The 19,038-nt window shown below is 62.4% G+C and carries 20 protein-coding genes; 12 read left to right on the top strand and 8 right to left on the bottom strand.

The window, feature by feature from the left end; translation table 11 throughout:
• Positions 1 to 14 precede the first annotated feature (14 nt).
• From ACLH0I_RS18140 to ACLH0I_RS18105, 8 genes are all read left to right on the top strand, one after another.
• Complete coding sequence (locus ACLH0I_RS18140) at positions 15 to 1,025, top strand: Gfo/Idh/MocA family protein (RefSeq protein WP_411384996.1); 1,011 nt, start codon at positions 15 to 17, stop codon at positions 1,023 to 1,025.
• Between the two features lie 225 nt (positions 1,026 to 1,250).
• Positions 1,251 to 2,303, top strand: coding sequence for a Gfo/Idh/MocA family oxidoreductase (locus ACLH0I_RS18135; RefSeq protein ID WP_411384995.1), 1,053 nt, complete (start codon positions 1,251 to 1,253; stop codon positions 2,301 to 2,303).
• Between the two features lie 142 nt (positions 2,304 to 2,445).
• Positions 2,446 to 2,598: a hypothetical protein gene (locus ACLH0I_RS18130; protein ID WP_250965574.1), complete on the top strand. Its 153-nt coding sequence runs from the start codon at positions 2,446 to 2,448 to the stop codon at positions 2,596 to 2,598.
• A 51-nt stretch (positions 2,599 to 2,649) separates the two neighbouring features.
• Positions 2,650 to 3,573 carry a sugar ABC transporter substrate-binding protein gene (locus ACLH0I_RS18125; RefSeq protein WP_411384994.1) on the top strand — a complete coding sequence of 308 codons (924 nt, stop codon included), beginning with the start codon at positions 2,650 to 2,652 and terminating at the stop codon, positions 3,571 to 3,573.
• Between the two features lie 73 nt (positions 3,574 to 3,646).
• Positions 3,647 to 5,200 (top strand): sugar ABC transporter ATP-binding protein, encoded by a 1,554-nt coding sequence (locus ACLH0I_RS18120; protein ID WP_186729056.1) that lies wholly within the window; start codon positions 3,647 to 3,649, stop codon positions 5,198 to 5,200.
• 144 nt (positions 5,201 to 5,344) lie between these two features.
• A complete protein-coding gene (locus ACLH0I_RS18115) occupies positions 5,345 to 6,367 on the top strand; it encodes an ABC transporter permease (protein ID WP_411384993.1) in 1,023 nt (340 codons plus the stop codon).
• Positions 6,368 to 6,694: 327 nt separating this feature from the next.
• Positions 6,695 to 7,099, top strand: a complete 405-nt coding sequence (locus ACLH0I_RS18110; protein WP_003202859.1) for a TraR/DksA family transcriptional regulator — start codon at positions 6,695 to 6,697, stop codon at positions 7,097 to 7,099.
• Positions 7,100 to 7,277: 178 nt separating this feature from the next.
• A complete protein-coding gene (locus tag ACLH0I_RS18105) occupies positions 7,278 to 8,882 on the top strand; it encodes a methyl-accepting chemotaxis protein (protein WP_411384992.1) in 1,605 nt (534 codons plus the stop codon).
• A gap of 199 nt (positions 8,883 to 9,081) precedes the next feature.
• On the opposite strand, the gene ACLH0I_RS18100 is transcribed toward ACLH0I_RS18105, so the two are convergent.
• Entirely contained in the window at positions 9,082 to 9,318 is a 237-nt protein-coding gene (locus ACLH0I_RS18100) for a DUF2789 family protein (protein WP_411384991.1), read from the bottom strand.
• An 84-nt stretch (positions 9,319 to 9,402) separates the two neighbouring features.
• On the bottom strand, positions 9,403 to 9,633 hold the full coding sequence (locus ACLH0I_RS18095; RefSeq protein ID WP_250965570.1) for a hypothetical protein: 231 nt from the start codon (positions 9,631 to 9,633) through the stop codon (positions 9,403 to 9,405).
• Positions 9,634 to 9,802: 169 nt separating this feature from the next.
• On the opposite strand from ACLH0I_RS18095, the gene ACLH0I_RS18090 reads away from it, so the two are divergent.
• The 4 genes from ACLH0I_RS18090 (at position 9,803) to ACLH0I_RS18075 (ending at position 12,608) form a co-directional block, all read left to right on the top strand.
• Positions 9,803 to 10,045 (top strand): hypothetical protein, encoded by a 243-nt coding sequence (locus tag ACLH0I_RS18090; protein ID WP_411387576.1) that lies wholly within the window; start codon positions 9,803 to 9,805, stop codon positions 10,043 to 10,045.
• A gap of 376 nt (positions 10,046 to 10,421) precedes the next feature.
• Positions 10,422 to 10,871 (top strand): hypothetical protein, encoded by a 450-nt coding sequence (locus ACLH0I_RS18085; RefSeq protein ID WP_053122788.1) that lies wholly within the window; start codon positions 10,422 to 10,424, stop codon positions 10,869 to 10,871.
• A gap of 154 nt (positions 10,872 to 11,025) precedes the next feature.
• Positions 11,026 to 12,036 (top strand): ABC transporter substrate-binding protein, encoded by a 1,011-nt coding sequence (locus ACLH0I_RS18080; protein ID WP_411384990.1) that lies wholly within the window; start codon positions 11,026 to 11,028, stop codon positions 12,034 to 12,036.
• 134 nt (positions 12,037 to 12,170) lie between these two features.
• The gene (locus ACLH0I_RS18075) at positions 12,171 to 12,608 is read left to right on the top strand and encodes a DUF3995 domain-containing protein (RefSeq protein WP_411384989.1); all 438 of its coding nucleotides are present in this window, start codon (positions 12,171 to 12,173) and stop codon (positions 12,606 to 12,608) included.
• 180 nt (positions 12,609 to 12,788) lie between these two features.
• Here ACLH0I_RS18075 and ACLH0I_RS18070 read toward each other — a convergent pair whose 3' ends face one another.
• From ACLH0I_RS18070 to ACLH0I_RS18045, 6 genes are read right to left on the bottom strand one after another with little or no spacing between them, the layout of a single operon-like run.
• Positions 12,789 to 13,142 carry a Na+/H+ antiporter subunit G gene (locus tag ACLH0I_RS18070; RefSeq protein ID WP_186707344.1) on the bottom strand — a complete coding sequence of 118 codons (354 nt, stop codon included), beginning with the start codon at positions 13,140 to 13,142 and terminating at the stop codon, positions 12,789 to 12,791.
• On the bottom strand, positions 13,139 to 13,417 hold the full coding sequence (locus ACLH0I_RS18065) for a K+/H+ antiporter subunit F (protein ID WP_018612749.1): 279 nt from the start codon (positions 13,415 to 13,417) through the stop codon (positions 13,139 to 13,141). Before ACLH0I_RS18065 ends, ACLH0I_RS18070 begins: the two co-directional genes overlap by 4 nt.
• Entirely contained in the window at positions 13,414 to 13,902 is a 489-nt protein-coding gene (locus tag ACLH0I_RS18060) for a Na+/H+ antiporter subunit E (protein WP_411384988.1), read from the bottom strand. Before ACLH0I_RS18060 ends, ACLH0I_RS18065 begins: the two co-directional genes overlap by 4 nt.
• Positions 13,899 to 15,584, bottom strand: coding sequence for a monovalent cation/H+ antiporter subunit D (locus ACLH0I_RS18055; protein ID WP_411384987.1), 1,686 nt, complete (start codon positions 15,582 to 15,584; stop codon positions 13,899 to 13,901). Before ACLH0I_RS18055 ends, ACLH0I_RS18060 begins: the two co-directional genes overlap by 4 nt.
• Positions 15,581 to 15,925, bottom strand: coding sequence for a Na+/H+ antiporter subunit C (locus ACLH0I_RS18050; RefSeq protein ID WP_003202835.1), 345 nt, complete (start codon positions 15,923 to 15,925; stop codon positions 15,581 to 15,583). Before ACLH0I_RS18050 ends, ACLH0I_RS18055 begins: the two co-directional genes overlap by 4 nt.
• Positions 15,925 to 18,849: a monovalent cation/H+ antiporter subunit A gene (locus ACLH0I_RS18045; RefSeq protein WP_411384986.1), complete on the bottom strand. Its 2,925-nt coding sequence runs from the start codon at positions 18,847 to 18,849 to the stop codon at positions 15,925 to 15,927. The genes ACLH0I_RS18050 and ACLH0I_RS18045 overlap by 1 nt, the downstream gene beginning before the upstream one ends.
• Positions 18,850 to 19,038 lie beyond the last annotated feature (189 nt).

The raw sequence follows: 19,038 nt of genomic DNA, 5'->3' as shown, positions 1-19,038 counted from the left end.
GAAAGGAGTTCCAAATGTCTTTGAAGCTGGGCGTCATCGGCACCGGGGCCATCGGCCAGGACCATATCCGTCGTTGCAGCCAGACCTTGCTCAACAGCCAGGTGGTGGCGGTGACCGACATCAACCTCGCCCAGGCGGCGAAGGTGGTGGCCGACTTGAAATTGACTGCCGAGGTCTACCCCGACGGTCATGCATTGATCAAGGCGCCGGACGTGGAGGCGATTCTCGTCACCTCCTGGGGCCCGAGCCATGAAGAGTTCGTGCTGGCGGCCATTGCGGCGGGCAAGCCGGTGTTCTGTGAAAAGCCCCTGGCGGTCACGGCCGAAGGCTGCCGCAAGATCGTCGACGCCGAAGTGGCCCATGGCAAGCGCCTGGTGCAGGTCGGTTTCATGCGTCCGTACGATGAAGGCTATCGCGCGCTCAAGGCGGTGATCGACAGTGGCCAGATCGGTGAACCGCTGATGCTGCACTGCGCCCACCGCAACCCGAGCGTGGGCGAGAACTACAAGACCGACATGGCGATCACCGACACCTTGATTCATGAACTGGACGTGTTGCGCTGGCTATTGGCCGATGACTACGTCTCGGTGCAAGTGGTGTTCCCCCGCAAGACCAGCAAGGCCCTGGCCCACCTGCGGGACCCGCAGATCGTCCTTCTGGAAACCGCCCGGGGCACCCGCATCGACGTCGAAGTGTTCGTCAACTGCCAGTACGGCTACGACATCCAGTGCGAAGTGGTGGGGGAGACCGGCATCGCCAAGCTGCCGGAACCGTCCCAGGTGCAACTCCGCAGCGGCGCCAAGCTGTCCAATGCGATCCTGATGGATTGGAAGGACCGCTTCATCGCTGCCTACGACATCGAGTTGCAGGCCTTCATCGATGGCGTGCGCGCCGGGCAAGTGGGCGGACCATCGGCCTGGGATGGGTTTGCCGCGGCGGTGGCGGCGGATGCTTGTGTCGAGGCGCAACAGAGTGGGCAGATCGTCAAGGTCGACTTGCCCGAGCGCCCCCGTTTCTACGGCTAACCACATTCCCCTTCTGGGTATGCAGTTCAAATGTAGGAGCAAGCTCAGCTCCCACAAGGGATTTGTGGTGAGCAGAGTTCCCGCAGTCACCAGGAAACAAACTGTGGGAGCGAGCTTGCTCGCGATGGCGGTGGGTCAGCTTGCATTGATGTCGACAGGTACACCGTCATCGCGAGCAAGCTCGCTCCCACAGGGCCCGGCGTTATTTCCAGATAAGGAGCTTTCATGCGAATCGGACTAGTCGGCTACGGCAAGGGTGGGCGGTTCTTTCATGCGCCGCTGATCAGCAGCCTGCCAGGGGCTACGTTTGTCGGCGTGGTGACGCGGTCCGCCGAGCGCCGTCAACAATTGGCCAGCGATCACCCGGATGCCCAGGCCTTCGACACCCTCGAACAATTGGTGGCGGCCGGCGTCGATGCGGTGGTGGTCTCCACCCCTTTGGACGGTCGCCCGGCCATTGTGATGCAAGCCATCGAACTCGGCGTGGCGGTGGTCAGCGACAAACCATTCGCCCCTGACGCCGCCCAGGCCGAGGCCATGGTGTTGGCCGCCGAACAACGCGGCGTGCCGCTGAGCGTGTACCAGAACCGTCGCTGGGATTCGGATTTCCTGACCCTGCGCAAACTGCTGGCCTCTGGTGCCCTCGGGCAAATCATCCGTTTTGAATCCAGCGTCGAGCGTTATTCGCCAACGTCGGTGGGCAAAGGCAGCGGCGGCGGGTTTCTGCGCGACCTCGGCAGCCATCTGGTGGACCAGGCGCTGCAATTGTTCGGCCCGGTGGTGCGGGTCTACGCCGAGCTGGATTATCGGCAGCCGGACCAGGTGTTCGACAACGGCTTCTTCATGTCCCTGACCCATGCCAGCGGCGTGATTTCCCACTTGAGCGGCAATTGCGTGCAAAACGCAGCGCGCCCGCGTTTTCGGGTCAACGGCACCCAGGGCTGCTACACCGTCGAAGGCCTGGACGGGCAGGAGGCCCAGGCGCTGGCCGGCTTGAGTCCGGCGACCGAGGGCGAGCGCTGGGGGGCGGAAGAACATCGACGCTGGGGTTGGTTCGAACATGGCACCGAGCGCGAGCGGGTGACCTCCGAACGTGGCTGCTGGCTGGCGTTCTACCAACAACTGCAAAGCGCGTTGCAGGACGCTGGCCCGCTGCCGGTAGAGGCCCGTGATGCCTTGGCCACCACGCGTATCCTCGACGCGGCCAGGCGGAGTGCCGAGCAGGGCGAAGTGGTGGGTTTATCCGCGCCTGTGGGACATGGAATAAAAAACGAATAAAATTCTAAAATCAGTTGATATGGAAAATATTTTCCAATAAAGTCGATTCCAGGTTACCGACAACCCTGTCTGCCTCCTGCCAAGCCAGCCTTGAATGGACGACAGACGAAACAAAAACAAGAAACACAGCTAGGTACCGTCGATGAAAACCTTCAGCCGCTCTGCGTTTCACCTGCCATATCTGCTGCGCCTGTCTGCAGTCCTTCCCCTGTTCGAATCCCTGTGTATCCAGCGCAAGGGCGCCATGGTCTGTTGCATGCCCGGTGCGCCTATCGTGCGCTTGCCCCGTTCCTGATTCGTCACGCCTTATCCATAAAACCAACAAAAAAGTGGAGAAAGACCGTTCATGAAGACCAAGACCCGTATCGCCTCGCTGGCCCTGTCGTTGATGCTCACCAGCGGCGCTGCCCTGGCGGACCTGAAGATCGGCGTCAGCATGTCCCAGTTCGATGACACCTGGTTGACCTACCTGCGCGAATCCATGGACAAGAAAGCCAAGTCCTTGCCCGACGGCGTCACCCTGCAGTTCGAAGATGCGCGCAGTGACGTGGTCAAGCAACTGAGCCAGGTGGAAAGCTTCATCAGCCAGAAGGTCGATGCGCTCATCGTCAACCCGGTGGACACCGCCGCGACCCAGCGCATCACCAAGGCCGCGGTGGCTGCCGGTATCCCACTGGTGTACGTCAACCGTCGCCCGGACGATCCGAAACTGCCGGAAGGGGTGGTCACCGTGACCTCCGATGACCTCGAGGCCGGGCGCATGCAGATGCAATACCTGGCCGACAAGATGGGCGGCAAGGGCGACATCGTGATCCTGCTGGGTGACCTGGCCAACAACTCGACCACCAACCGCACCAAGGGCGTCAAGGAAGTCCTCAAGAAGTACCCGGACATCAAAATCGAGCAGGAGCAGACCGGCACTTGGTCGCGGGATAAGGGCATGACCCTGGTCAACGACTGGCTGACCCAAGGCCGCGAGTTCAACGCGGTGGTGTCCAACAACGACGAAATGGCCATCGGCGCGGCCATGGCCCTCAAGCAAGCGGGCACCCAGAAAGGCAGCGTATTGATAGCCGGGGTCGATGGCACGCCGGACGGTTTGAACGCCATCAAGAAAGGCGACATGGCGGTCTCGGTGTTCCAGGACGCCAAGGGCCAGGCCGATGGCTCCATCGACACGGCGGTCAAAATGGCCAAGGGCGAGAAAATGGCGTCCGTCGTGGTGCCGTACCGCCTGATCACGCCGGAAAACGTCGATCAGTTCAAGTGACGTTCAACCCGGTCCCACCACAACAATAAGCAGGCAAGGTTGCAACGCCACCTTGCCGAGGGAGTACCTGATCATGTTCGCTTCAGCGACTGCTTCGAGCGCCCCGGCCATGACTTTCCAGCCGGACGTATTACTTGATGAGCCGTACCTGCTGGAAGTCGTCAATGTCAGCAAGGGCTTTCCCGGTGTGGTGGCCTTGTCCGATGTTCAACTGCGGGTGCGCCCCGGCTCCGTGCTGGCCTTGATGGGTGAAAACGGTGCGGGCAAATCCACCTTGATGAAAATTATCGCCGGCATCTACCAGCCGGACGCCGGCGAACTGCGCCTGCGCGGCAAACCGGTGACGTTCGACACGCCGCTGGCGGCGTTGCAGGCCGGCATCGCGATGATCCATCAGGAACTGAACCTGATGCCCCACATGAGCATCGCCGAAAACATCTGGATCGGCCGCGAGCAGCTCAACGGCCTGCACATGGTCGACCATGGCGAAATGCACCGCTGCACCGCCCGGCTGCTGGAGCGCCTGCGCATCAAGCTCGACCCCGAGGAGCAGGTGGGCAACCTGAGCATTGCCGAGCGGCAGATGGTCGAGATTGCCAAGGCCGTCTCGTATGACTCCGACATCCTGATCATGGACGAGCCGACTTCGGCCATTACCGAGACCGAAGTCGCCCACCTGTTCTCGATCATTGCCGACCTCAAGTCCCAGGGGAAAGGCATCATCTACATCACCCATAAGATGAACGAAGTGTTTGCCATCGCCGATGAAGTGGCGGTGTTTCGCGACGGCGCCTATATCGGTCTGCAACGGGCCGACAGCATGGACGGCGACAGCCTGATCTCGATGATGGTCGGGCGCGAGCTGAGCCAGTTGTTCCCAGTGCGCGAGCAACCCATCGGTGAGTTGGTGCTGTCGGTGCGCGACCTGAGCCTGGACGGCATCTTCAAAGGCGTGTCCTTCGACCTGCATGCCGGGGAGATCCTGGGGATCGCCGGATTGATGGGCTCGGGCCGGACCAACGTGGCCGAAGCGATTTTCGGCGTGACCCCGAGCACCGGCGGCGAAATCCTCCTGGACGGCCAACCGGTGCGCATCACCGACCCGCACATGGCCATCGAAAAAGGCTTCGCGCTGTTGACCGAGGACCGCAAGCTCAGTGGCCTGTTCCCGTGCCTGTCGGTGCTGGAAAACATGGAGATGGCCGTGCTGCCCCATTACGTCGGCAACGGCTTCATCCAACAGAAAGCCCTGCGCGCCTTGTGCGAGGACATGTGCAAGAAACTGCGGGTCAAGACCCCGTCGCTGGAACAGTGCATCGACACCTTGTCCGGCGGCAACCAGCAGAAAGCCTTGCTGGCGCGCTGGTTGATGACCAATCCACGCATCCTGATCCTCGACGAGCCGACCCGCGGCATCGATGTCGGCGCCAAGGCCGAGATCTACCGGCTCATCGCCTATCTCGCCAGCGAAGGCATGGCGGTGATCATGATTTCCTCGGAACTGCCGGAAGTATTGGGCATGAGCGACCGGGTCATGGTGATGCACGAAGGCGACCTGATGGGCACCCTCGACCGCAGCGAAGCGACCCAGGAACGCGTGATGCAACTGGCCTCGGGCCTGTCCTGATGCCTTTCGGCTCAGGTAAATAAAGTCGAGCGAATGTGGCGAGGGAGCTTGCTCCCGCTGGGGCGCGAAGCGGCCCTGTGTCGGCTCGCTATGCGGCCCAGCGGAGCACGCTCCCTGGCCACGGATCAAAAAAGGTGATTGGCTATGAACGCGATACTGGAAAACAAACCCGCAGCAGCATCGAACAGGACCCGGCGGCGGTTGCCGACGGAACTGAGCATCTTCCTGGTGCTGATCGGCATCGGCCTGGTGTTCGAAATGTTCGGCTGGATCATGCGTGACCAGAGCTTCCTGATGAACTCCCAGCGCCTGGTGCTGATGATCCTGCAAGTGTCGATCATCGGCCTGCTGGCCATCGGCGTGACCCAGGTGATCATCACCACCGGCATCGACCTGTCGTCCGGCTCGGTGCTGGCGCTGTCGGCGATGATCGCCGCCAGCCTGGCCCAGACCTCGGACTTCGCCCGGGCGGTGTTTCCCTCGCTGACGGACTTGCCGGTGTGGATACCCGTGGTGGCGGGGCTTGGGGTCGGGCTGCTGGCCGGGGCGATCAATGGCAGCATCATCGCCATCACCGGCATCCCGCCGTTCATCGCCACCCTCGGCATGATGGTCTCGGCCCGAGGCCTGGCACGCTACTATACCGAAGGCCAGCCGGTGAGCATGCTGTCCGATTCCTATACTGCCATTGGCCATGGCGCGATGCCGGTGATCATCTTCCTGGTGGTGGCGGTGATCTTCCACATTGCCCTGCGCTACACCAAGTACGGCAAGTACACCTACGCCATTGGCGGCAACATGCAGGCGGCGCGCACATCGGGCATCAACGTCAAGCGCCACTTGGTGATCGTCTACAGCATTGCCGGGTTGCTCGCGGGGTTGGCCGGCGTGGTGGCCTCGGCGCGGGCGGCGACCGGGCAGGCGGGCATGGGCATGTCCTATGAGCTGGACGCGATTGCGGCGGCGGTGATCGGCGGCACCAGCCTGGCGGGTGGGGTGGGGCGCATCACCGGGACGGTGATCGGGGCGCTGATCCTCGGCGTGATGGCCAGCGGCTTTACCTTCGTCGGGGTCGATGCCTACATTCAGGACATCATCAAGGGCTTGATCATCGTGGTGGCGGTGGTCATCGACCAGTACCGCAACAAGCGCAAACTCAAGCGCTGATAGCCGAAAGTTGCGACAAAGCGCCACGCCTGACCCGCGTGGCGTAGCCATTTGTCTTCTTAATACAGCAATTGCACCGAATTTCTTGTTATAAACGCACTCCGATGACTGCCAAAAGCCTGTCAGAGAACATTTGAGGGGGTTGTCGGACATTTTCCCTATGTTTTCAGTTGCTGAGGCCTCGACTCGGCCTTAGACTGCCGCCCCTCGTAAATTGAGTGCCGGGTGGCGCTTGGAATAGACGGCGCCTTTCCCGATGAGCGTGGCAGCTGCGCTGCGGGACGCTCCATAATTCGCCTTAATGCACGTTTTTTTATAGAGAAATCAATGACAAAGGAAAAGTTGCTGGCCATGCCGGCGGATGACTACATGAATGCCGAGCAGCTGGCTTTCTTCACCAAGCTGTTGCAGAACATGAAAGTCGAAACCCACGAGCGCATCGAACAGAACCGAATCGCCATTGAGAGCCTGGACACCCCGGCCGACCCGGCGGACGCTGCTTCCGTAGAAGAAGAGCGTACCTGGCTGGTCAACGCCATCGATCGCGACCAGCGCATGCTGCCTCAACTGGAGCAGGCCCTGGACCGCATCAACGACGACAGCTTCGGCTGGTGCGACGACAGCGGCGAGCCGATCGGCCTCAAGCGCCTGCTGATCAGCCCGACCACCAAGTACTGCATCGAAGCCCAGGAACGTCACGAACAGATCGACAAGCACCAGCGTCAGGCCTGATTCGCGTTGTTCAAAAAGATCGCGACCTTTTGACGAAGGCCGCGATCTTTTGCTTTCGCCTGTACCTGTTCGTCTACTCCCCGTTGACCTGCTGCAAGAACACGACTAATGGACCATGGATAATGGCTCGGTAGTGGCGTTTAATGCGGTCATAACAACGAGAATGTGGGTGACGAACATGGCGACAGACGGAACGCTGGCGGGTGCGGTGCCGGCCTCGGTAGCCGAAACAAACGGCGCGGCGCGCTGGCTGACGCCGACCTTGCAGAGTCTGGCCCTGGCCTTGCTGCTGTGCGGCATGGCCTTGGGCGGCTGGTCGCTTTACCTGGGCCTGCCGCTGGAGATGCTGATCGTCTGGTTGCCGCGCCTGCGTTCACGCGTGGCCGCGGCAGCCGCACCCAGCACCGACACCCTGGCCGAGTTGACCCGCGACTTGTCCTACACCACCAGCCATAACGCCCTGTCGGCCGCCGGTGTTGCCTATTCGGTCAAGCAACTGGCCGGCAAGGTCCAGTCCCAACTCGATGCGGCGGCGCAGATCGTCAGCAATGCCGAATCGATGATCGCCACTGAACAGGCCACTTCACAACTCAGCCAGCAAGCCCTGGGCGCCGCCAGCGAGGCCCATCGCAGCAGCGTGGCTGGGCGCAGCGAACTGGTGGAGTCCATCAGCCGCATGCACCAGCTCAGCCAGCGGGCGAATGACAGCCGGGAATTGATCGAAGCCCTGAGCGTACGCAGCGATGAAATCCAGCGGGTCAGCCTGGTGATCCAATCGATCGCCAGCCAGACCAACCTGCTGGCGCTGAACGCGGCCATCGAGGCGGCCCGGGCCGGTGAGCATGGCCGTGGGTTCGCGGTGGTGGCCGATGAAGTTCGCGGCCTGGCCGGGCGTACCGCCGCGGCAACCGGCGAAGTCGGGGTGATGGTGGCCGACATCCAGCAGCGCACCGCCCAGGTAGTGGAGCAGATCCGCCAACTGGCTGCCGACCTGGACAGTGGCGTGCAGCAGGTCGAGCACACCGGTCAGCACTTGGAAAACATCGCCCGGCTTGCAGAAGGCGTTGAAACCCAGGTCGGTGCCATTGCCCAAGGCACTGACACCAATCGCGAACAACTCGACAGCCTGTTCCACGCCATCGAGCAGATGCGCAGCGACCTGTCCATCAGCGACCAGCAGACCCAGCGCCTGGCCGAGGCGGCGGTGCAGATGGAAGGCCAGGCCGAAACCATCAGCGAACGCCTGGCCGAGGTGGGCCTCGACGATTATCACCAACGGGTCTACGACCTCGCGCGGGAAGGGGCGAGCCGGATCGCCGCGCAGTTCGAGGCCGATATCGACCAGGGCCGTGTCAGCCTCGAGGACTTGTTCGACCGTAACTATCAACCGATCCCCAATACCCAGCCGGCCAAATACCAGACCCGCTTCGACCGCTACACCGACCAGGTCCTGCCCGCCATCCAGGAACCTCTGCTGGCCCGTCACGAGGGCCTGGTGTTTGCGATTGCCTGCACCCAGCAGGGTTATGTGCCGACCCACAACAAGGTCTTCAGCCAGCCGCTGACCGGCGATCCCCAGGTGGACACGCTGAATAACCGCACCAAGCGCAAGTTCTCCGATCGCACCGGGATCCGCTGCGGCAGCCACCAGCAACCGGTGCTGTTGCAGACCTACACCCGGGACACGGGGGAGTTGATGCATGACCTGTCCGTGCCGATCATGCTCAAGGGGCGTCATTGGGGCGGCTTGCGCTTGGGCTACAAACCCGAGAAGCCGCGCTAGACCTCAGCACCACGGATGTGACAAGGAAGCTTTTGTGGCGAGGGAGCTTGCTCCCGCTGGGCTGCGCAGCAGCCCCAAAGGCTGACCCCCCTCAACCTGACCCACCGAGGCGGCAGGTCCAAGGGCTGCTGCGCACCCCAGCGGGAGCAAGCTCCCTCGCCACAAGAGCGGTGGTGAATGCTACTAATGGGCTTTGCCGCTACTTGCCGTCGTGCAGGCGCACGTTCAGTTGGTCCACCAGCACGGCTTCTTCGCCATCGGCGAGCAGCCATTCCTGGAGCAGCTCTTTCTGCTGGTCCGACCAGAAATCAGCCTCCACCAGCTTGATTTCCGGGGGCAGTGGGTGAGCCACGATAAAATCGTCAATGGCCTTGCCATCGGAGGGCAGGCCGAGTTGGTCGAACAGGGTCTTGAGGTCGTGGGAAGGCTGTTCCATGGAAGTCTCCTCTGGTCGGCGCCGTCATGGCGCGTCTGTGCTTCCTTTATCTGAGGCAAGCGCTTATCAGGAGTTCGATTGGAATCAGGCTTTCAAGGCGCCTTCGTCCACGGCGGCCTTCAGCGCCCTGGCCGCTTCCCTGGCAGCCTCGGCAGCGATTTGCGAAGTCTTGAACCAGCGATCCTTTTCCACCTGGTGGCAAGTGACGGTGGTCAACGGCGGCTTGGCACGCATTACGATGACCGCTTGGAACTCGCCTTCGACTTCCCTGGCCTCGCCCCGGATAAAAAATTCGCCAATATCAAATTCCGTCACGTCGCGCCTGCTCCTCAAAATCATTATGGGTGCGCGATCCGCCATTGGACGACGATCTTCGCTGGACGGGCAGTATGGCAGCAGTTGCCCGTCGGCGGCTGAGTTAAGTCATTGACCGAGGCATTCAGGCGCTCTGTTCGAGACGCCTGGCCAGGTGACAGGCCTCGTTATGATCGGTTCGGAATCCTCTTACACGTCCAGTCGATGTTTCTTCTATATGAAAAAAACACTTGCCGGCCAAGACCACCCGGTAACGCGGTTGAATCAACGAAATTGGCAGGCGATCGACGCCGTCAAAGCTGTTGGCTGCTTCAGCGATGCAAGGGGCGAAGGGGTGGGGCAGGGGAGGGAAAGCGATCATTATGAATTCCTTTTCATGATTTACCGACGAATTGCCGGCGACTTCGAGTAGTCTCCACGCCTTGGGCTGCTCTAGAATCAGCAGTGCCGTGTGGACGGTTGCGCCTATCTAAAGCAATTTTTTTTGGGCTCGATGTCAGAAAAATGCTTTTTTAAGTGAGAAATTTCCCTAAAGTTAGTAGTCCCATCTTTTCCGAAGCTCAGAGTGGCGTTTTCCTTCAGCCTCTGGCGACTCCCCGGGAAAGACGGCGAGAGCGGCAACCTTTAGTCTGCTCTCGGCCCGGGACAGGGCGCGCCGTTCATTTCGAATTTCAGTGACAGGTCCATTACGACATTACAGTCGGTACGGGTTCTCGTGGTCCGTCCTTTGCGCGGGGCGGGTTTTTTTCAAAGATGGGGATGTTTCCTTGGCAGTAAGTAATCTCGACATGCATGCGTTATTTGTACTTGGTGACCTGCGGGCAAAACTGGTCAAACAATTCCAGTCACGTTTCGTCTACATCACCGAGCAGACCGCCGAAGGTATTTATGTTGCCGAAATCGACACCGAATCGGCCCTGGTAGTCGATGACAAACCCAGGCTGGAGCTCAAGGTCGGTGATCATTTTCGCGCGGCGGTATTGCCCAGCCGCGAAGGCGGCAAGTTTGAAATCCGCTTTCGCGAAATCAAGCTGACGGTCTATGGCCTTGGCGATTACGCCTTCGTCACGACTCCCGGTGGCCAGGCCATCCTGTTCAAGGAAGGCCACAGCGTAGTGACCGTGTTCGCGGCCAACGAACAGCTGCAGGAAGGCTTGACCAAGACCTTGAAAGCGGTAACCGCCAAGGCCGCCAAGTGGCGCAAGGGCGAACTGGTCACTTTCAAGGCCAGTGAGTGACCGTTTCGGCGCCTGTGCACCCAAACCGCTGACAGTTTTGCAAGATCTCGCTGGAACCTCGTCTACAGTCAATTGACTGAACTATTCAGGGGCTTGCGTTTCGTTACGCAGGGCCGTTCAGGGATTGCTGTTTATCTGGCACGAGGTGCAAAGCATGAGACGAGTTCGACAGTGGCTGGCTGCCTGGGCCACCTTCGCTGTGTTGGTTTCACCCGTTCCGGTGTCGGCCGCCACAGCGCCGATCCACTTTGCCGACTTGAACTGGGAAAGCGGCAGCCTGATCACCGATATCCTGCGGGTCATCGTCGAAAAGGGCTATGGATTGCAGACCGACACCTTGCCCGGCACCACCATCACCCTGGAAACCGCCCTGGCCAATAACGATATCCAGGTGATCGGCGAGGAATGGGCCGGCCGCAGCCCGGTATGGGTCAAGGCCGAGGCCGAAGGCAAGGTGGTCGCCTTGGGCGATACGGTCAAAGGCGCGACCGAAGGCTGGTGGGTGCCCGAGTATGTCATCAAGGGCGACCCGGCCAAGGGTATCAAGCCCCTGGCGCCGGACCTGCGCAGCGTCGAAGACCTGGCGCGCTACAAACATGTGTTCAAGGACCCGGAAAGCCCCGACAAGGGCCGCTTTCTCAACAGCCCCATCGGTTGGACCTCCGAGGTGGTCAACAAGCAGAAGCTCAAGGCCTATGGCCTGTCCGACAGCTACGTGAATTTTCGCAGCGGCTCGGGGGCGGCGCTGGATGCGGAAATCAGCTCGACGATCCGCCGGGGCAAGCCGATCCTGTTTTATTACTGGTCGCCCACGCCGCTGCTCGGGCGCTTCAAGCTGGTGCAGTTGCAAGAGCCGCCTTTCGATGCCGAGGCCTGGAAAACCCTGACCGACGCCGACAACCCCAACCCGAAGCCGACCCGCTCGCTGGCCTCGAAATTGTCGATTGGCGTCTCCGCACCGTTCCAGAAGCAATACCCGGACATTGCCGAGTTCTTCAGCAAGGTCGACTTACCCATCGAGCCGTTGAACAAGGCCCTGGCCGACATGAGCGAGAAACGCACGCCACCCCGTGAAGCGGCCGAGGCGTTCCTCAAGGCCCATCCTGAGGTCTGGCAGGCCTGGTTGCCCAAGGACGTCGCCGACAAGGTGTCTGCCGGTCTGTAGCGAGTGCGTCAGTCAATTGAACAGTTGATCCTGGGCAAGTCGTCATTCGCTGAAACCTGGCAACCTGCGCCCGTCCAGCGAAATGCCAAATTCGAGCTAGGATGATTGTTCAACCTTTTTCAGGAGGCTGGCGAATGACGCTTTTATTGGCTCGGTCGCTGGTCGCAGTGTTTGCGACCATCAGCTTGATTCATTTGTATTGGGCCCTGGGTGGGCGGTGGGCGGCCCTGGCGGTGGTGCCCCAGGTGCCGGTGAAGCAGGGGGACGCGTTACGACCGGCGTTCGACCCCTCGGGCTGGCTGACATTGCTGGTGGCCCTGGCGCTGCTGATGATTGCGCTGTTGGTGTGCCTGCGGGTCGGCCTGCTGGCCCAGCCGGTCACCCATCGGGCGTTGCAGTGGCTGATCAGCGCGATTGCCTTGATGATGTTCGCCCGAGCCATTGGCGAGTCGAACCTGGTGGGTTTCTTCAAGGAGGTCAAGGGCTCGACCTTCGCCAGGCTCGACACCTGGATCTATTCGCCGTTGTGCGTGGTGCTTGGGGCCGGGTTGTTGACGGTGGCGTGGGCCTGAGCCTCTAACGGCGAACGCCGTTGTGGCGAGGGAGCTTGCTCCCGCTGGAGGGCGCAGCCCTCCTAAAAAGCTGAACACAAGTCAGCCTGACACACCGAGGTGACAGGTCTTGGGGCTGCTGCGCACCCCAGCGGGAGCAAGCTCCCTCGCCACAAAAGCTGTAACGGCTCGAGATGTCTGTCAGTCGGTACGGCGGCTGCTCACTTCGGCCGGCACATCATCCCCCGCCATGCGCTTGCGGAACAGTGCCGCCCGGGCCAGCAGCAGGGTGGTCACCGGTACCGTGATCGACAGCAGGATCGGGATCAGCCAGGCGTGCAACACCGGCCCGGACTTGAGTGCCGAAAAGTAGATGATCGAGGCCAATGCCACGCACCAGGCGCCCAATGTGGAGGCCAGGGCTGGTGGATGCATGCGCTGGAAATAATCCTTCAAGCGCACCAGGCCGATCGCCCCGGCCAGGGCGAAGAAGCTGCTGAGCACCAGCAGGATCGCCACCGGGATTTCCACCCACATCGACAGTTCGCCGGTCATTCGATCACCTCGCCACGCAACAGGAACTTGGCCAGGGCAAACGAGCCGACAAAGCCGAACAGGGCGATCAGCAGCGCCGCCTCGAAATAGGTGTCACTGGCATATCGGATGCCCAGCACCAGCATCATCAGCATTGCCACGATGTACAGGTAATCCAGGGCCAGTACCCGATCCTGGGCCGAGGGGCCCTTGAACAGTCGCCACAGGGTCAACACCATCGCCAGGGAGAGCAGGAACAGGCTCAACAGGATCGCATTGGACAGCAACGGGCTCATTCGAAAATCTCCATCAAGGGGCGCTCGTAGGTGGCCTTGAAGTGCGCGATGAATGACGCCTCGTCCGGCAGGTCGAACACGTGCAGCAACAGGATGCTGCGATCCAGGGCCAGTTCCGACCAGACGGTCCCGGGAACCACCGTGGTGATCATCGACAGCGCGGCCAGGCCGTTGGCATCGCGCAGGTCCAGCGGCACCTTGATGAATCGCGAGCGAGGCGGCCGGCGCCCGGCGTTCAGCACCCCCCAGGCCACCGCCAGGTTGGACACCAGCACGTCGCGGCCCACCAGCAGGAACAGGCGCAACACCACCCACGGCCGGCGGATACGGATGGGCCGCGGTCGCAACGGGCGCATCAGCAACGGGGCCAGGAACCCCAATGCAGCGCCCAGCAGCAGATGGCCGGCGCTGACCGACACGTTCAGTACCAGCCACAGCAGCCACAACGCCAGGGACAACCACGGGGCGGGAAACAGGCGCTTCATGGCTGCACCTCCCGCAACGCGGCACGGGCTTCGGGGTTGGGCACGGCGCGGGTGGCGAGTACCGACATCACGTAATGTTCCGGGGTGTTCAGCGCGTCGGCGGCCGACTGGGTATAGCGCAGCAACGGCTCGGCCTTGAAGGTCAGGGCGATGCCCAGGCCCAGCAGTACGACGATCGGCAGGCATTCGAACGGCCGCAGCAACGGCGACGGGCGTTCCTGAGGTGTCCAGAAGCGTTGGATGCCCAGGCGGGAGAAGGCGATCAACGAGGCCAGCCCCGACAGGATCAGCAGCGCCAACAAGCCCCACGCCTGGTTCGACATCGGCGTCCCGGCACTGGCGCCGAATCCTTGGGGATTGAGCAAGGCGCTCAGCAGGCTCAGCTTGCCGATGAACCCCGAGAGCGGCGGCATGCCGATGATCAACAGCGCGCAAAAGATAAAGCTCAAGCCGAGGAAGGCCATGGTCCAGGGAATCACTTGGCCGACCACGGCTTTCTGCTCGTCGTCCAGGTTGATGCCCTTGGGCGGCTGCAAGGATTCCAACGGCCGCGGCAAAGTGTCGAAGTCGTCGTCCAAGGACAGTTCATTGGCCGAGCGCGAACGTTCGATCAGCTCTGCCAGCAAGAACAGCGCGCAGAGCGCCAGGGTCGAGCTCACCAGGTAGAACAGCGCCGCGCCCACCAGATTCGGTTGGGCGAAGCCGATGGCCGACAGCAGGATCCCCGCCGAAACCAGGATGCTCAGGCTGGCCATGCGCTCCAGGCGTTGGGCCGCCAGAATCGCGATGGCGGCGCAGACGATGGTCGCCATGCCGCCGTAGACCAGCCAGTCGGCGCCGAAATACGCCGAGGCGCCGGCCTGGCCGGAGAACAGCAGCGTCCACAGGCGCAGGATCGTGTAGACGCCGACCTTGGTCATGATCGCAAACAGCGCCGCCACCGGTGCGCTGGCGGCGCTGTAGGCCGGCACCAGCCAGAAGTTCAGCGGCCACATGCCGGCCTTGGCCAAGAACGCCACCGCGAGGATGCCGGCGCCGGCGTGCAACAGGCCGCGGTCGGCCTCCGGCACCAGCGGGATCTTCAGGGCCAGGTCGGCCATGTTCAGCGTGCCGGTGACGCCGTAGATCAGCGCCGCGCCGATCAGGAACAACGACGAGGCCAGCAGATTGATGGAAATGTAATGCAGGCCCGACGACACCCGCGCCCGGCCCGAACCGTGCAGCATCAAGCCATAGGAAGCCGCCAGCAGCACTTCGAAGAACACGAACAGGTTGAACAGGTCCGCGGTCAGGAAGGCGCCGTAGAGGCCCATCAGCTGGATCTGGAACAACGCATGGAAACTGGCACCGGCGCGGTCCCAGCGGGCCATGGCGAAGAGCAGGGCGCTGACGCCGATGATGCCGGTCAGGACCAGCATCAGCGCCGACAGGCGATCGACCACCAGGACGATGCCGAACGGCGCCTGCCAGTTGCCCGGCAGGTACACACCAATGGACGCGGGCAGGGCCTGGTCCTGGGTCCAGCGCAGCAACAGCACGGCGATGCCCAGGCCCAGCAGGCTGGACAACAGATTGATCCGGGCCTTGAGCGGGCGGTGCTTCTCCCCCAGCATCAGCATCAACGCGGCGGTCAGCAGCGGCAGCAGGATGGGCGCGGCGATCAGATGAGGCGTCAACATCATTCCTTGGGCTCCCGACCGTCCACGTGGTCGGTACCGGTCAGGCCCCGGGAGGCCAGCAGCACCACCAGGAACAGCGCGGTCATGGCGAAGCTGATCACGATGGCGGTCAGCACCAGTGCCTGGGGCAGCGGGTCGGTGTAGTGCAGCAGGTCCTGGGGCACGCCGTCCTTGATGATCGGCTCCTTGCCGATGAACAGGCTGCCCATGCTGAAGATGAACAGGTTGACGCCGTAGGACAGCAGGCACAGGCCCATGACCACCTGGAAGGTCCGTGGCCGCAACACCAGCCAGACACCGGAGGCGGCCAGTACGCCGATTGCGATTGCGATGACTTCTTCCATCAGGCGGTGGCTCCTTTGACGGCGGCGACGGGTTTGGGTTGCAGGCCCGGTTTATGGGCCCGGACCGACTGGTGCGCCAGGGCTGTGAGGATCAGCAGGGTGGAACCGACCACCACCGCGTACACGCCGATATCGAAGAACAGCGCGCTGGCCAGGTGGATATTCCCCAGCAGCGGCAGTTCGAGATGCCAGGTGTGGGTGGTCAGGAACGGATACCCCACGGCCATCGCGCCCAGGCCGGTGGCGGTGGCGAACAACAGCCCGGTGCCCATCCAGCGCAGCGGTCGCAGGCTCATTTGCGCCTCGACCCATTGGGTGCCAGCGACCATGTATTGGAGGATGAACGCCACGGACATCACCAGCCCGGCCACGAAGCCGCCACCGGGTTGATTGTGGCCGCGCATGAACAGGTAGAACGACACCACCAGGGCGATCGGCAGCAGCAGGCGCACCAGCACCGACGGCACCATCATGAAACCCAGGGCGGTATCGCTGGCATGGCGCGGGTTGACCAGGTCGGTGACCACGTCCGGCGCCAGCAGGCGCTGTTGCGCCGGTAGCTGCATGCTTTCCTTCGGTGGGCGGAAACGTCGCAACAGGGCGAACACCGCGAGGGCCACCGCCACCAGCACGGTGATTTCCCCCAGGGTGTCGAAGCCCCGGAAATCCACCAGCATCACGTTGACCACGTTGCTTCCGCCGCCTTCGGGCAAGGCCCGGCTCAAGTAGAACGACGAAATGTCGTTGGGTGTCTGCCGCGTGAGCATCGCATAGGACAGCAGCGCCATGCCGCCGCCGACGGCGATGGACAGCAGCAAGTCCCGCACGCGCCGGATACGCGCCCGCCGCTCGCTGTTGGGCAGCGGCGAGACGTCCTCGATCCGCCGTGGCAGCCAGCGCAGGCCCAGCAGGATCAGCACCGTGGTGACCACCTCCACCACCAGTTGCGTCAAGGCCAGGTCAGGGGCGGAGAACCAGACGAAGGTCACGCAGGTCATCAGGCCGCAGACGCTGACCATGGTCAGGGCCGCGAGCCGGTGATACTTGGCCTGCCAGGCCGCGCCCAGGGCGCAGGCGATCGCCAGCAGCCACAGGGTCACGAAGACGATGGAACCGGGAATCTTCGGCCGGTCGCCCCAGACCAGCGTGCTGTGCAACATCGGGATCAGCCCGGCCAATACTGCCGCCAGCACCAGGAAAAACAGTTGGGCTTGCAGGCGCCGGGTGCTGATCCTGCGCTCCAGTCGCCGGCCCTGGCGCATCATCAACACCAGGCAGCGCTCGAACAGGCGCTTGCCGCTGAGCCGGCCAATGAACGGCGGGTGCTTGATGTGGCCTTGGCGCAATTGCTTGCGCAGCAGCAGGTACAGGACGATGCCGCCGGACATCGCCACCAGGCTCATGATCATCGGCGCGTTCAGGCCGTGCCAGATCGCCAGGCTGTATTCAGGCAGCGTGCCGCCCACCACCGGCAACGCGGCGGCGGCGAGCAACGAGCCGACCACCTGGGCCGGAAAAATCCCCACCAACAGGCAGGTGAACACCAGCAACTCCACTGGCGCGCGCATCCAGCGTGGCGGTTCGTGGGGGGTATGGGGCAGGTCGCTGGCGGTGGGACCGAAGAACACGTCCACGGTGAAGCGCAGGGAGTAGGCGACGCTGAACGTCCCGGCGATGGTGGCGATGATCGGCAGCGCCAGCTCGACCCAGGCCGTGGCGGAAATAAATACGGTCTCGGCGAAAAACATTTCCTTGGACAGGAAGCCATTGAGCAGCGGCACCCCGGCCATCGCCGCGCTGGCGACCATCGCCAGGGTCGCGGTGAACGGAATCAGCCGCACCAGGCCGCTGAGCTTGCGAATGTCCCGGGTGCCGCTTTCGTGGTCGATGATCCCGGCGGCCATGAACAGCGACGCCTTGAACGTGGCGTGGTTGAGGATATGGAACACCGCCGCCACGGCCGCCAGCGGACTGTTCAGGCCCAGCAGCAGGGTGATCAGCCCGAGGTGGCTGATGGTGGAGTAGGCCAAAAGACCCTTGAGGTCATTCTGGAACATCGCGCAGTAGGCGCCCAGCAGCAACGTACAGGCCCCCGCGCCGCTGACGATGTAGAACCATTCTTCACTGCCCGACAGCGACGGCCATAACCGCGCCAGCAGGAACACCCCGGCCTTGACCATGGTTGCCGAGTGCAGGTACGCCGACACCGGCGTGGGGGCGGCCATGGCGTGGGGGAGCCAGAAATGAAAAGGGAACTGAGCGCTTTTGCTCAATGCGCCGATCAGGATCAGCGGCAGCAGGATCGGATAGAGGGCGTGGTCACGAATCAGGTCGCCGGCGGCCAGGACCTTGTCCAGTTCATAACTGCCCACCACATGGCCGAGCAGCATCACCCCGGCCAACAGGCAAAGCCCGCCGGCGCCGGTCACCATCAAGGCCATGTAGGCACCGCGTCGAGCGTCGGCGCGGTGATGCCAGTAGCCGATCAGCAGGAACGAGAACAGGCTGGTCAGTTCCCAGAAAAACACCATCTGGATCAGATTGCCGGAGATCACCAACCCGAGCATGGCGCCCATGAACGCCAGGAAAAAGGCAAAGAAGCGTGGTACTGGATCGTCCGGCGACATGTAGTAGCGGGCGTACAGCGACACCAGCGTGCCGATGCCCAGCACCAGCAACGAAAACAGCCAAGCGAAACCGTCCAGGCGCAGCACGAAATCCAGGCCCAGGCTGGGCAGCCATGTGTAGCGCTCGGTGATCACGCCACCGTCGGCGATCTGCGGGTACAGCAAGGCCACCTGAACTGTGCCGGCCAGGGCGACGAGGCCGGCCAGCAGTGATTCGGCGTTACGGGCGTTATGCGGCAGCAGCGCCGCGACACAGCTGCCGATGAAGGGCAAAAGCAATAGAACTATCAGTGACATAGGCTTCTATTCGGCGGAAGGTTGTGAGGGATCATACGTGGCGTATTCCCGATCACCAACCGCAAGGGTGTCGCAGAATCCTACAAGGTAGGTGGAGTTTTCTGACTTTGCGTGTTTGGGTCAGCGGACACCGCTCAGGAATCAGCACGCGTATTGGAGCCGCTGGGGCGAGGTCTTGCGCAATGTCGC

It is taken from the genome of Pseudomonas sp. MPB03 (genome assembly GCF_046605385.1).
Taxonomy (GTDB): Bacteria; Pseudomonadota; Gammaproteobacteria; order Pseudomonadales; family Pseudomonadaceae; genus Aquipseudomonas; species Aquipseudomonas zanjanensis.
The sequence above is the reverse complement of the archived record's forward strand: the minus strand, read 5'-3'. Positions and strand labels throughout refer to the sequence as shown.